A 12,907-nucleotide genomic window follows, 5' to 3' on the forward strand; every position below is an offset into this window, starting at 1 on the left:
TATTAAATTAGAGCCACATCTAAACTAAATACTATGAGAACTACTATGATATTGGCCTCCTTTGTCTTATTTGGGCTGGCTTGTCAACCCACCAAACAAAAAGAGGAAACCATGACGGCACCCGAAAAAATAGCTCCTCCTACTCTTACCAAAGCATGGGAAACTGACTCAACTATGCTTACCTGCGAATCAGTCATCTATGATACATTTCGTGACGTGTTGTACGTCGCTAACATCAATGGAGTCCCACCCACAGCAAAAGATAACGACGGATTCATATCCATCATTTCTACTGACGGTGAAGTCATAGAACAGGAATGGGTCACTGAAATCTCTGCACCTAAAGGCATGGGCATTGTAGACAGTAGCCTTTTTGTAACAAATATTGACGAAGTAGTAGAAATCGACATACCAAGTGGTATGATCGTATCAAGATATCCAATCGAAGGTGCGGCATTCTTGAATGATATCAGTGTAACCAATGATGAAGACGTTTACATTAGTGATACTGGTACCAACACCATTCATGTATTAAACAATGGAGATATTAGGACATGGCTCAATGACAGCACCTTAGTGGGGCCTAACGGACTCTTGCATCAAGGCAGCCATATTATGGTGGCCTCTTATTATGGAGATGAATTCTCGCGTATAGATATCAATACGAAAATGAGAGAAACTATTACTGATTCAATCCCAGGTGGAGATGGCATTGTTTCCTATGGTGATCACTACATGGTATCCACCTGGAATGGAGAAGTGTATTTTGTTGATAACACGGGCTCTAGTACACTAATTTTAGACACTAAGTCAGCCGGTCAAAATGCTGCAGATATTTGCTATTTGTCAGAAAAAAAATTACTCTTAATCCCCACATTTTTTGGAAATACAGTGGTGGCTTACGCAGTCAAGTGAGTTTTAAGTCGGGAGTCCGAAGCTAGAAGAAGCCCCTCTCTTCAGACTCCTGACTACCATTTTTTCTAGTAATTCAGTTCTCTACTTTCTACATTTCGAAACATACCCTCAGATTTATAAAATTTTCCACGCTCTATCATTCCTAGATATTCTGTCTTTTCTTCTCTTCTTTCATAGACATAGTGGGTACCTAAATAGTCCAGAGAGTAAACATCAAAACCCATAGAAATATCCGAGTCTCGGACGACCAGTGCGTCGAAAAGCATACCAGTATGGGTTTCATAGTTGTGATCGAAATAGAAATACAAGATGTGCCCCTTTTCACTCACTGGGTCGAGGATATGTTCAGATGCCGTATCCATCATAGTATTCTTGACTTTCATTTTTCGCCAAATGAAAAATGGAGATCCTTTACTTGTAAAAAGCTTCCATTTGTACCAGTAGGTAATTTCAATATCTCCTACTTTGAAAAAAACTTTGCGATAGTAAAACAGATTGAGCGAATCAATATATGCCGCAACCACTCCTAAAAAAAATAGTGAAAAGAAAATAATACCTCCCCAGATGAGTCTCTCATCCAACGTTACAGTTCCATTAAGGAGAAAAAGCGATATCAAAGGCTTGTTGTTGGTTTTACATAGAATGAACGACGATTTCACAAAGAAATTGATCGCCAGATTCAAATATTCAAAATAATATCCGAAAATAGCAAATTCGGCAGGTTCCTCCTTTCATATCGACTACCTTCTGGATAATTTTGTGCAAGCAAAGAAATTATGGAATCAGGCGTACATACTACTAAAGAAAAGGCACTCTCACTCAATCTGAACGAATCCATTTATGGCACGTTGGCCGAAATTGGTGCGGGACAGGAAGTGGCTTCCAATTTCTTTAAAGCAGGTGGAGCTTCAGGTACCATAGCGAAAACCATGTCAGCTTATGACATGAAATTTTCTGACGCCATCTATGGCGCTACAAAGCGCTATGTATGTGAGGAAAAATTGCTCAAGATGCTGGACAAAGAGTACCATTTGCTTTCCAAACGGTTGAACCATCGAGCAGATGAAACTCGCTTTTTTGCTTTCGCCAATACGGTTGAAACCATCAATTACCAAAAAACTAACGAAGGTCATGGTTGGGTTGGTGTCAGATTTCAACTTACGCCTTTTGCTGAACCCAATGACTGCATCATTCACGTAATACTGAAAGACCCAGATATGCTTTGGCAACAAGAGGTTCTGGGCAAGATTGGTGTCAATCTAATTTATGGTTGTTTTAATCATTTTGATGACCCAGAAAAATTAATGACATCCATTGTTGATAATTTCAGCAAAGACAGAATTGAAATAGACATGTTCAGATTGGAAGGCCCTGCATTTGACGGTATAGACAATCGTCTGATGAGCTTGCAATTGGTCAAACACAAACTGACGAGAGCAGCTATTTTCAATCAGCATGGTGTGGTCAAACAACCCTCGTCATTTTTATACAAGAAAAATGTTTTGGTACTCAGAGGCAGATTCAGACCTGTCACGCATGTCAACGTAGACATGATGATTGCTGGCGTTCGCCAATTCAAGAAAGAATTGGAAAAGGAGAATGAGCTGTTTGATGTAATTACAGAGTTGACCCTTAAGGATTTAACTCTTGATGGCGAAGTAGATGAAAAGGACTTTTTGGATCGTGTGGATTTGTTGAATTCTCTCGGACAAAACGTGCTCATCTCAAACTATCAGGAGCACTATCGCCTGGCCGTCTATTTGAGTCGTATCACTAAGAAAGGTAAAATTGCCTTTATACTAGGGATAAATAACCTAGCCCGCCTCTTTGAAGAAGAGTACTATACCAACCTTCCGGGCGGAATCATGGAGGCATTTGGAAAACTTTTTGCTGCCAATCAGCAAGTATTGGTCTACCCTAGCAAGGGTGACTCTTCAGATGAATTGAGAACCAGTGAGAATTTTCAAACAGCAGAACACCTCACTCATTTATACGAACATCTGCGAACGAACCACTTCATTCAGGACATTAAAAATGCCAAAACAGAAAACCTTCATATCATTTCTGATCATGTGCTAAGCATGATTCAAAAAGGCGAAGCTGGATGGGAAGTATTTGTCCCTCATAAAGTATCAAATCTGATAAAGAAGAAAAAAATGTTCAAATATTCTGGACAAACCGCTGCTGTATAGGTCACCAATCATCATAATCTGCCTTTGTTAAAAAAAATGTGGGTTATTCCATTTCCTCTTTTATATTCGTGGTTTCGAGTAAAAGCATAACTTTTAAAATGTCGTAAAATTCGTGCATTGACCCATGTACTGCGACAACGTACAAAACAACAGAAAATGGCAGGAAGAGGAAATTTTAGCAATCGTTTGGGATTTATTTTAGCAGCAGCTGGTTCAGCAGTAGGACTTGGCAACATTTGGAAATTTCCCTTCGAGGTAGAAGCTGGTGGAGGAGCCGCATTTGTACTCATCTATCTTATCTTTTGTTTTCTTTTATGCTTCCCTGTGATGGTGACAGAAATCGCCATTGGTAGAAAAACCAACAAAAATGCTGTAGGTGCTTTCAATGCACTGGGATATAGCAAGTGGAACATCATTGGAAAAATGGGGATTGTAGCAGGTGTGGTGATTCTCTCTTTTTATAATGTGGTTGCAGGCTGGGCATTGGGTTACTTCTTTGAAATGGCACAAGGCAATTTTAGTGTTGGCAAAGAATTTGGATCTTACGTTTCAAACATTAGCACAACTGGCATCTATGCAGTCATCTTTATGGCCCTTACAGCTTTCGTCGTTTCCAGAGGAGTTTCTGCCGGAATTGAAAAAGGTGCTAAAATTTTGATGCCTACTCTGATTGTTATGATTTTGGGCCTTTTGGCTTATTCACTGACTTTACCAAATGCCATGACTGGTGTAAAATATTATTTGATTCCTGAATTTGGTGAATTGAACCTAAAAACTATTGGAGGAGCTTTGAGGCAGTCATTCTTCTCGCTTTCTCTGGGCATGGGTACCATCATTACTTATGGCAGTTACTTGTCCAAGAAAGAAAATATTATTAGTTCAACAGTATCTGTGACCTTATTCGATGTGGGGATCGCTTTCTTAGCAGGGTTGATGTTATTCCCATTGGTCGCCTATAGTACAGGTGGCGATATGTCAAATATACAAGGAGGTGCAGGATTGATATTTGCAGCGCTACCAAGTGTATTTGAATCTTTAGGTGCAGGATTGGGAAGCATTTTAGGTGCTTTTTTCTTTTTGTTATTGTCATTTGCGGCCTTGACTTCTACAGTGTCTCTTCTCGAGGTACCCGTTTCATACGTGGTGGATGAACACAAGATCAGCAGACCTAAAGCAACAGCTATTACAGCAGGAGTTATTTTCATAGCTGGACTTCCTTCGCTCGTGGGCAATGGCTACAGCGAAATGTTTACCTCTTTTGTCACTTATATAGGTGCAGAAAAGCCTGTTGGCTTTATGGACTTCTTAGGCCATTTAGCTGATTGTATGCTGCTCTTAGGCGGATTCTTAATCGTGACCTTTGCGGGATATGTGTGGAAGAAGGAAAACCTGAATGAGGAAATAGCTATTGGCTACGAGGGATACGAAAACTCTAGAGTAAAAATATTTATAGGGTTTGCCGTAAGGTATCTATGCCCTGCGCTTCTTGGCATCCTATTCGTCATGGTGGTTCTCAGCAACTTCTTTGGGGTGGATATTATTAATTAGTATCAGGGAACCTATTGACAGTGAAAACCTAGGATTTGGAATTTGTAGAATCAACAAATCCTATTTCTTCACGAAAGTATCTTCTTCTCCTTCTATAATGATAGAGTAATCTCCTGGCGCCAGACGTTTGAGAGGTATTTCTTTGGCCTTGCCTTGCAATATAATATCACCATCCTTTAGGATCTCGTATCGAGCCTCTCTGGAGAAAATCATTTTATCTATGACAAGTTTGGGCGAGAAAGTCACACTTTCAGGATAGTGATAGTGCTCCATTTCTGTAGAATACAAATATCTGCCTTCAGGCAATTCATATTTGATTCTGTACTTATTGCCGCCATCAGTATGCTCAGGAAAGAATACATATTGCGCACCATCAAACCTTCCTTTCGACCGCATTACTTTCACCACATCCCAATAGTCTCCTTTCAATTTTTCAATTTTGAATTTACCATCTCTTCTATCGCCTTTCGTGTACCAGTGCATAATGGAGTCATTGAGCACTAAACTATCAAATTTGAAATTACTATGATAAAGCACTGCCTCTGGGTTGACAATTTTAGGTTTACAACTATCACCATACACCACTTTCACTGAAACTGGTGTGTATAAATCAACCTCGCGGAATGCCAATCGAACGGCTGTTAAGGATAGATTGGTTTTGGTTTTTTTCCCATTCACATAAATAGATTGAACGCAAAATTTGCCTGAGTCGGCATTGTATGGATTTTGAATATACAATCCCTCACCCTTGTACACGCCTGTGAGCAAAAGTTCTTGGCAGAAACCAGTCTGCGAAATCAAGAATATAAGAAAAATTAAATTACGCTTCATTTTACGCTATGGGAATTGAAGTAAATTTCGTAATATTTTTACTTTTAACGAAACTCCATCCCAAAATAATACAATTCTATTCGAAACGTAGAGAAACGATGGGATCTAATTTTGATGCTTTATAGGCTGGAAGATACCCGGATAATAGCCCAACAATCATCCCCACAAGAAAACCAAACAACATCCAGAGCCAAGGCACCACAAAAGTATCAGCCAATAAATTGGATATAACATTGCCTACAATAAATCCCAATATCACTCCTCCAAATCCTCCAATCTGAGTAATCACAATAGATTCTATTAGGAACTGTTGTCGAATGCGCTTTGGGGTCGCTCCCATGGCCTTTCTTACACCTATCTCTCTCGTGCGTTCTGTCACAGATACCAACATGATATTCATCAATCCAATAGACGCACCTAAAAGCGTAATAAAGCCAATAGTGAATCCACCAATTCGTAAATAGCCAGTAATCTCTCCCAGCCGTTCGGCCAAAGATTTCTTTTCTTGTATATCAAAAGAGTCCTCACTTCCAGGTGTATCCCTTCGTATAGCTTTCATCAGCCCTGTGGCTTCTCCCATCAAATGATCCATTTTTGTGGGGTTCTTTACAGATACACCCACTCGATAGTTAAGCGATCTGTTTTTGGCTAATCGACGTGCTACTGTCAGTGGAACAACCACTGCACGATCTGCGCGACCTCCTTCCGTTCCCTGTTTGGCCAATACACCAACTATCTTGAATTTCGAGCCCAGAAAAGAAATGGATTTGTTGACTGCGCGCTCATTTTCTTTAAATAATGTGCTTAATACCTCATTACCTATCAAAACCACATTAGACCCATTTTGATGTTCAAAAGCAGAGATACTTCTTCCCTCTTCTACATCATATCCTTCTACGTAGAGATAGTTGATATCTCCTCCCAAGACCGAAAAATTTGGATTAGTGACTTCTGACCCATATTTAACTTCAGCATTACGGGTCACGGTCGTGTATAGCGCAGTGACTTCTCCTACATTATAGTTATCTACAAATTGGGAAACTTCATCAAAAGTTAATGCTGAGTAACTTTTCTGAGATACTCCAGACTTTTTCCCTCTCTCTTCACGCTTATCTTCAATCACAAATGTGTTTGACCCCAAATTTGAGAAACTATCATTGATAGAATTTTGTATACCATCTATTGCTGTAAGAATGCCCACCAAGGATGTAATCCCTATGGCTATTATGGCTGCTGTAAGAATGGTTCGGAGTTTATTTGCCAAAATGGATTTGACTGCCTCCCTGATATTTTCGATTAGATTCATAGACAAACGCTTATTGACTTAGACGTATGTCGTGGTAATTTATTACAAGTAAGCAACTAATATTTAAAAGTTTGAGTTTAAAAAAGAGGAGTTTGTAAATTGGCAACCTAATATGATGGACATGCGCAAAGGCTTAATTTTTTTCTTCTTTATTGTTTCATTTGGCCTTAAAGGATCACACATCCTTCTTCCTATGGACAATACCCAGGCCAATCACTTGAAGGCCTATGGTATTGCCTACTGGATTTTACAAAATGAAGTCGAAGTAGATTGGCTACTCAACTATAAAGGTGGTGCTTTCATGTTCAAATACGCTCAGAGTTTTGAAAATGAGTTAATCATTCGGGGCGTAAGTTATTTGGTGATTTCTGATGCTCAAGCCAATGGCATTTTGAGCGAAATCGCAAGCCCATCGTCTAACATGGATGCCATGAAACTGGAAAAATATCCGAAAATTGCGGTCTACTCTCCTAAAAGCAAACAACCTTGGGATGATGCTGTCACACTTGTGCTTACTTATGCAGAAATACCTTACGATGTAGTTTTTGACGATGAGCTGATGTATGATGAACTTCCTAAATACGACTGGCTTCACCTTCATCACGAAGACTTTACTGGTCAGTATGGGCGATTCTACAGAGTTTATCAACACTACCCCTGGTACCAGCAGCAACAACGTGAATATGAAGAATCTGCCCGAAAGCATGGATTCGCCAAAGTATCTCACTTAAAACTCGGGATAGTCAAAAAAATAGAAGCCTATGTGGCAAGTGGAGGCTTTCTTTTCGCGATGTGCTCTGCTACGGACACCTATGACATCGCACTCTCTGCTGAGGGTGTAGACATTTGTGAAAGCATGTTCGACGGAGATCCAGCAGACCCACAAGCACAAAACAAGCTCGATTTCAAAAAGACATTCGCATTCGAAAATTTTACTTTAGAACGCAATCCATACATCTATGAATTTTCCAACATAGATACCCAACCCAACCAAAGAGGGCTCAGAGAAAACAACGATTATTTTTCTCTTTTTCAATTTTCAGCCAAATGGGATCCCGTCCCAACCATGCTTACTCAAAATCATGAGCATATTATTAAAGGATTCATGGGGCAGACAACTGCCTTCAAAAAGCGTTTAGTTAAATCAGATGTGATATTATTGGGGGAAACCAAATCCATTGACGAGGCCAAATATATTCATGGAGTCTTTGGGAAGGGATTTTGGACTTTTTATGGCGGACATGACCCAGAGGATTATCAACACCTGGTCAATGAAGAACCCACTGACCTGAATCTCCATCCAAACTCCCCTGGTTATCGATTGATATTGAATAACATCCTATTCCCAGCAGCAAAGAAGAAAAAACAAAAGACCTAATCTCTAACCAACGAGCAAATTCTTTATCGTACATTTGAAATTGAAATAACCAAAATTCCTTAATAACATGGATAACAGAAAATTTTTACCTCTTTTACTAATTCTTGGCTTCGGACTTTTTGTCATTATAGGCCTTTCCTCTAGTTTATTTTACACTATAGGTCCAGCCGAGCGAGCTGTAGTTTTTTATAAATTCAGCCAAGGCTTGGACAAAGAAAATGTTATTGGCCCTGGCTTTCATGTGAAAGCACCCTGGAACAGTGTATATGTTTATGATGTCTCTGAAAACAAAATTGAAGAGAGTATGGATGTATTAGACAAAAGTGGATTATCTGTGAGCGTGGATGTATCAGTAAGATTCACACCCATGCCTTCTAAAATCGGTCACTTACAAGAAACTTTTCAAAAGGACTACATCAACCGTTTAGTTGTACCAGAAGTAAGATCATCTGTGAGACAAGTAATGGGTCGATATACTGCAGAAGAAATCTATTCTACCAAAAGGTCAGAAGTAGAAGGAGCCATTAAAAATGAAACTGCAGAAGTGCTGGGTCAAGAAGGAAATAACGTGATCATGAAGGCTTTTTTGATTCGCGCCATCAACCTACCCGCTCAAATCAAGCAAGCCATAGAAAGCAAGTTACAACAAGAGCAAGAGGCATTAGCCTATCAATTCCGACTTGATAAAGAAAAAAGTGAAGCAGAGAGAAAGAGAATCGCAGCAGAGGGTGAAGCAGCAGCTAACAAAATTATTAACAGTAGTTTAACAAACGAATTACTGAAAATGAGAGGGATTGAGGCTACTATTGAGCTATCAAAGTCACCAAATTCGAAAGTAGTGGTGATTGGGGGTGGAGATGAAGGCCTTCCCTTGATATTAAACAATAATTAGACTTTAAATTGAAGCAATAATTCATTATTTTCGCGTAAAATTTTATTAGTCCTTTCACTAAATCAGAAAAAATCAATGGCAGAAGACACCGCACAAATCAAAGTAGGAGATAAAAGCATTGAACTTCCATTAATAACCGGTACCGAAAATGAAACCGCCATCAACATTGGCAAGCTAAGGGCAGAAAGTGGTTTAATTACCCTTGACCCTGGTTATAAAAACACAGGAGCTACCAAAAGCGCTATCACCTTTTTGGATGGCGAAAAAGGAATCCTGAGGTACAGAGGTTACTCAATAGAAGAACTGGCAGAAAAATCTACTTTTTTGGAGGTGGCTTATTTGTTGATCTATGGCAACTTGCCAGACACCAAAACATTGGAAGAATTCAGAACGGGTATCACCCATCATACTTTGGTGCACGAGGACATCAAGAAGATATTGGAAGGTTTCCCTTCTAACGCACACCCAATGGGCGTTTTATCTTCCTTGGTAACCTCACTGACGGCTTTCTATCCTGAATCACTTGATCCTAACAGATCAGCTGGGGCTGTAGATATGAGCATCATTAGAATTTTGGCAAAATTGCCAACATTCGCTGCATGGGCGTACAAAAACGAAGTAGGCCAGCCCGTGGTTTATCCTGACAATAGTCTGGACTACTGTAGCAATTTCTTGAAAATGATGTTTGCCTTACCAACAGAAGATTACCAAATTGATCCTGTGGTAGCTAAAGCATTGGATACATTATTGATCCTTCATGCTGATCATGAGCAAAACTGCTCTACTTCTACTGTAAGAATCGTTGGGTCGTCTCAGGCTAGCTTATACGCCTCGTTATCCGCAGGTATCAATGCGCTATGGGGACCACTTCATGGTGGAGCTAACCAAGCAGTAATTGAAATGCTTGAAAACATCAAGGCTGACGGAGGAGACACTGAAAAGTGGATGAACAAAGCGAAAGACAAAAATGATCCATTCAGGTTGATGGGCTTTGGACATAGAGTTTACAAAAACTTTGACCCAAGGGCTAGGATCATCAAGAAAGCTGCAGACGATGTTTTAAACAAGCTAGGCGTAGTAGATCCAGTTTTGGATATCGCCAAAGGTTTGGAAGAAGTTGCATTAAAGGATCCTTACTTCGTAGAAAGAAACCTCTATCCTAACGTAGATTTCTATTCTGGTATCATCTATAGAGCATTAGGCATCCCAACTGAAATGTTTACTGTGATGTTCGCATTAGGCAGACTACCAGGCTGGATTGCTCAGTGGAAGGAAATGAGAGAAAATAACGAACCCATTGGTCGTCCAAGACAAGTTTATGTGGGCGAAAAAGAAAGAGGTTATACAAATATCAATAAGAGATAATAAATTTATCTTCTGAAGAAAGAAACCCTGGCCAAACAGTCAGGGTTTTTTTATGTCTGTATTACCTTAGCCCCTTCACTAGAAATTCAACAACATGTACAACGTACTTTTATTTGCGCACTCTTGGTTGAGGTGGATAGTTTTGATCCTCGCACTCATAAATATCTACAAATCATTTGTAGGCACAAGAGGCAATTTGACCTACAGTAAATCTGAAAAAAGTCTGGCAGCTGCTTTTGTAGGAAGTTTGCATTTGACTTTCCTTTTTGGTTTGATTCTGTATTTCATCAGCCCATACGCTTATCAGGCTTTCGCAGGATCTGAATCTGTGATGAAAAATGCTACGCTCAGATTCTGGGCTGTCGAACATGCGTTCGTCATGTTCATTGCCATTGCTATGGCTTCTATAGGAAAGGCAAAGGCAAAAAAGGCCACAACTGATTCTGAAAAATTCAAAGCTCAGTTGATTTTCTTCTCTATCGCACTGGTACTTATGCTGTCAAGAATTCCTTGGGGAGAAGCAGGAAGACTTTTTAGGTTTTAAATAAAACATTTGAATCAGCCAATATATAGGCCAGATTTAACACTGACCTATATATTGGTCAACGCTAATCCAACGGAGAAATGCCAAACTCCGATCTCAAAACTTGATACACCTTGTGAATAGGTAAACCCATAACATTGTAAAAGGAGCCTTGAATGGATTGAATCCCAACCATTCCCAACCACTCTTGAATACCATAGCTACCAGCTTTATCATAAGGCTGGTAGTTTTTTATGTAATAACTGATCTCCTCAGGAGATAAATCTTCAAACTGAACATAAGTTACATCACTAAAACTAACCTTGTGATCAGCACTCGATATACATACTCCTGACACAACCTCGTGTGATTTACCAGACATGGAAGCTATCATTTGAAAGGCCTCCTTTTCATCTTTTGGTTTACCTAGTATTTGGTCATTAGCTATGACCACAGTGTCCGAGGTGAGAATCACCTCATTTTTATAAATAGCTCGATAAGCCTTATTCTTTTTCTCAGCCAGAAACTCTGCAATAGCTTGATTGGCAATACTCTCTGCCAATGACTCATCTACATCAAGCACATGCACCTCAAACTGAAATCCAGCATCTTTCATCAGTTGTTGACGACGGGCTGAATTAGAAGCTACGATCAATTTTTGCATTATTATCTTCTGGTTTGATTGACCCAAATAAGTATCCACAGATCACTTTCGGGTAAAAATAAGTTGATTTTTGTGGCAAGGTGTACCCTGAAAAACACACATCTTTTACTGTCTGCATAGGTATCTCCTGAGTAACAATAGCGGCCTGAACGCTGCCCGAAATCGCCTTCTTAATACAGGTTGACATGCTGCGCTCAAATCTAATCTTCTTCGAACTGGGCTGTTTTTCTTTCTTAATACCCAAGACCTTTTCCATAATAAAGTAGTGGAGAATTGTAATATCTAATTGCTTGAGAACCTCTGGTACTTCCCATTCTATTTCATAATACTTTTCCTGTCTTAATCTAATTTTATAGACCTCATCTCCCATCATCAGACCAAAAGCCCATTTCTTACCTGAAATAACTTCGTTCACGTCTTCATCATTGTCCAATGAGCGAATATGAAAGTACTCAGATAATTTTTCCAGAAACTGTTCAGGATTAAACTTTTTAATCTTTCTAATCAAACGATGCGTAGGAAAAATACGCAAATCATCAGATTCCGTATTGGTCAAATACATGGTGTGAAAATTACAAGGTTCGTCTCCAGTATGGTTCGAATTATTATGGCGCTGCTGATGCAAGTAAGCCAATGCTCCTTGATACCTATGATGCCCATCTGCTAAAATTACCTGCTTGTCTTTCAGCAGGGTCATGATCTCCTGAATGACTTCATAATCATGTATGACACCAAGTACATCCCTCACCCCTTGATAATCTTCACAATCGTAGATAGGACTATGTATCGCATTGTCCATATATGTTTCAATACTTTTCTCAGGATCAGTATAGAGTCCATGTGTAGGACTCACATGCATTTGGGTATGCTCTAGCAGTTTCTTCCTATCATCAACTGAGTGTGGCATCGTGTCTTCATGCCGGAGCAATACATTATCTTCCCAATCGTAAAGCCTGATATTGCAAATAAATCCCTTGCGACAATATTCTTTAGAATCTCGGGGCAATTTGAAGTACTGATAATAGACATAAATCGCAGGGGTCTTGTCCTGAATAATTACGTCTTTCGATTTCCAATCTTCTATTCTACGTTCGAGTAGCTCACCATCTGGCCCCTCCTTAGGAACACTAATATGAATGCTATTAAACTCATTCTTATAAAGTTTTTCGCGATACTTTTCAGAAACTACATCAAATAAGGGAGAAGTGAGTTCATCTATATTTTCTCCTAATATCTCATTATAACGCCATGCGCGAAAAGGTTTGATTTCAGCCATTGAGTACTTGTATAATA

The 12,907-nt window shown here is 39.5% G+C and carries 12 protein-coding genes; 7 read left to right on the forward strand and 5 right to left on the reverse strand.

All coding sequences use genetic code 11. From position 1 onward, the window contains the following. Positions 1 to 33: 33 nt before the first annotated feature. Complete coding sequence (locus B9A58_RS02070) at positions 34 to 915, forward strand: NHL repeat-containing protein (protein ID WP_084370764.1); 882 nt, start codon at positions 34 to 36, stop codon at positions 913 to 915. Positions 916 to 980: 65 nt separating this feature from the next. On the opposite strand, the gene B9A58_RS02075 is transcribed toward B9A58_RS02070, so the two are convergent. Then, entirely contained in the window at positions 981 to 1,532 is a 552-nt protein-coding gene (locus B9A58_RS02075; protein WP_139793711.1) for a hypothetical protein, read from the reverse strand. 159 nt (positions 1,533 to 1,691) lie between these two features. On the opposite strand from B9A58_RS02075, the gene B9A58_RS02080 reads away from it, so the two are divergent. Both B9A58_RS02080 and B9A58_RS02085 read left to right on the forward strand, forming a co-directional pair. Further along, positions 1,692 to 3,107, forward strand: coding sequence for a nicotinate-nucleotide adenylyltransferase (locus B9A58_RS02080; RefSeq protein ID WP_084370766.1), 1,416 nt, complete (start codon positions 1,692 to 1,694; stop codon positions 3,105 to 3,107). 156 nt (positions 3,108 to 3,263) lie between these two features. Then, positions 3,264 to 4,655, forward strand: a complete 1,392-nt coding sequence (locus B9A58_RS02085) for a sodium-dependent transporter (RefSeq protein ID WP_084370767.1) — start codon at positions 3,264 to 3,266, stop codon at positions 4,653 to 4,655. Between the two features lie 60 nt (positions 4,656 to 4,715). On the opposite strand, the gene B9A58_RS02090 is transcribed toward B9A58_RS02085, so the two are convergent. After that, the gene (locus B9A58_RS02090) at positions 4,716 to 5,486 is read right to left on the reverse strand and encodes a hypothetical protein (protein WP_084370768.1); all 771 of its coding nucleotides are present in this window, start codon (positions 5,484 to 5,486) and stop codon (positions 4,716 to 4,718) included. A 76-nt stretch (positions 5,487 to 5,562) separates the two neighbouring features. After that, positions 5,563 to 6,792: an ABC transporter permease gene (locus tag B9A58_RS02095; protein ID WP_084370769.1), complete on the reverse strand. Its 1,230-nt coding sequence runs from the start codon at positions 6,790 to 6,792 to the stop codon at positions 5,563 to 5,565. A gap of 121 nt (positions 6,793 to 6,913) precedes the next feature. On the opposite strand from B9A58_RS02095, the gene B9A58_RS02100 reads away from it, so the two are divergent. The 4 genes from B9A58_RS02100 (at position 6,914) to B9A58_RS02115 (ending at position 10,971) form a co-directional block, all read left to right on the forward strand. Further along, positions 6,914 to 8,170, forward strand: a complete 1,257-nt coding sequence (locus tag B9A58_RS02100; protein WP_084371941.1) for an asparagine synthetase B — start codon at positions 6,914 to 6,916, stop codon at positions 8,168 to 8,170. 67 nt (positions 8,171 to 8,237) lie between these two features. Further along, entirely contained in the window at positions 8,238 to 9,062 is an 825-nt protein-coding gene (locus B9A58_RS02105) for a prohibitin family protein (protein ID WP_084370770.1), read from the forward strand. A gap of 75 nt (positions 9,063 to 9,137) precedes the next feature. After that, entirely contained in the window at positions 9,138 to 10,427 is a 1,290-nt protein-coding gene (locus B9A58_RS02110) for a citrate synthase (RefSeq protein WP_084370771.1), read from the forward strand. A gap of 94 nt (positions 10,428 to 10,521) precedes the next feature. Then, positions 10,522 to 10,971, forward strand: coding sequence for a hypothetical protein (locus tag B9A58_RS02115; RefSeq protein ID WP_084370772.1), 450 nt, complete (start codon positions 10,522 to 10,524; stop codon positions 10,969 to 10,971). A 64-nt stretch (positions 10,972 to 11,035) separates the two neighbouring features. On the opposite strand, the gene B9A58_RS02120 is transcribed toward B9A58_RS02115, so the two are convergent. Beyond that, positions 11,036 to 11,614 (reverse strand): Maf family nucleotide pyrophosphatase, encoded by a 579-nt coding sequence (locus tag B9A58_RS02120; protein ID WP_084370773.1) that lies wholly within the window; start codon positions 11,612 to 11,614, stop codon positions 11,036 to 11,038. After that, positions 11,589 to 12,890, reverse strand: coding sequence for a DUF1015 domain-containing protein (locus B9A58_RS02125; protein WP_084370774.1), 1,302 nt, complete (start codon positions 12,888 to 12,890; stop codon positions 11,589 to 11,591). The genes B9A58_RS02120 and B9A58_RS02125 overlap by 26 nt, the downstream gene beginning before the upstream one ends. Positions 12,891 to 12,907: the final 17 nt, after the last annotated feature.

Source organism: Reichenbachiella faecimaris, assembly GCF_900176375.1.
Classification (GTDB): Bacteria; Bacteroidota; Bacteroidia; order Cytophagales; family Cyclobacteriaceae; genus Reichenbachiella; species Reichenbachiella faecimaris.

What these genes read in the sequence shown, in the direction of transcription:
- B9A58_RS02125 (WP_084370774.1), bottom strand. Translation starts at nt 12,890, where the DNA reads ATGGCTGAAATCAAACCTTTTCGCGCATGGCGTTATAATGAGATATTA.
- B9A58_RS02105 (WP_084370770.1), top strand. Translation starts at nt 8,238, where the DNA reads ATGGATAACAGAAAATTTTTACCTCTTTTACTAATTCTTGGCTTCGGA.
- B9A58_RS02110 (WP_084370771.1), top strand. Translation starts at nt 9,138, where the DNA reads ATGGCAGAAGACACCGCACAAATCAAAGTAGGAGATAAAAGCATTGAA.
- B9A58_RS02115 (WP_084370772.1), top strand. Translation starts at nt 10,522, where the DNA reads ATGTACAACGTACTTTTATTTGCGCACTCTTGGTTGAGGTGGATAGTT.
- B9A58_RS02085 (WP_084370767.1), top strand. Translation starts at nt 3,264, where the DNA reads ATGGCAGGAAGAGGAAATTTTAGCAATCGTTTGGGATTTATTTTAGCA.
- B9A58_RS02090 (WP_084370768.1), bottom strand. Translation starts at nt 5,486, where the DNA reads ATGAAGCGTAATTTAATTTTTCTTATATTCTTGATTTCGCAGACTGGT.
- B9A58_RS02095 (WP_084370769.1), bottom strand. Translation starts at nt 6,792, where the DNA reads ATGAATCTAATCGAAAATATCAGGGAGGCAGTCAAATCCATTTTGGCA.
- B9A58_RS02070 (WP_084370764.1), top strand. Translation starts at nt 34, where the DNA reads ATGAGAACTACTATGATATTGGCCTCCTTTGTCTTATTTGGGCTGGCT.
- B9A58_RS02120 (WP_084370773.1), bottom strand. Translation starts at nt 11,614, where the DNA reads ATGCAAAAATTGATCGTAGCTTCTAATTCAGCCCGTCGTCAACAACTG.
- B9A58_RS02080 (WP_084370766.1), top strand. Translation starts at nt 1,692, where the DNA reads ATGGAATCAGGCGTACATACTACTAAAGAAAAGGCACTCTCACTCAAT.
- B9A58_RS02100 (WP_084371941.1), top strand. Translation starts at nt 6,914, where the DNA reads ATGCGCAAAGGCTTAATTTTTTTCTTCTTTATTGTTTCATTTGGCCTT.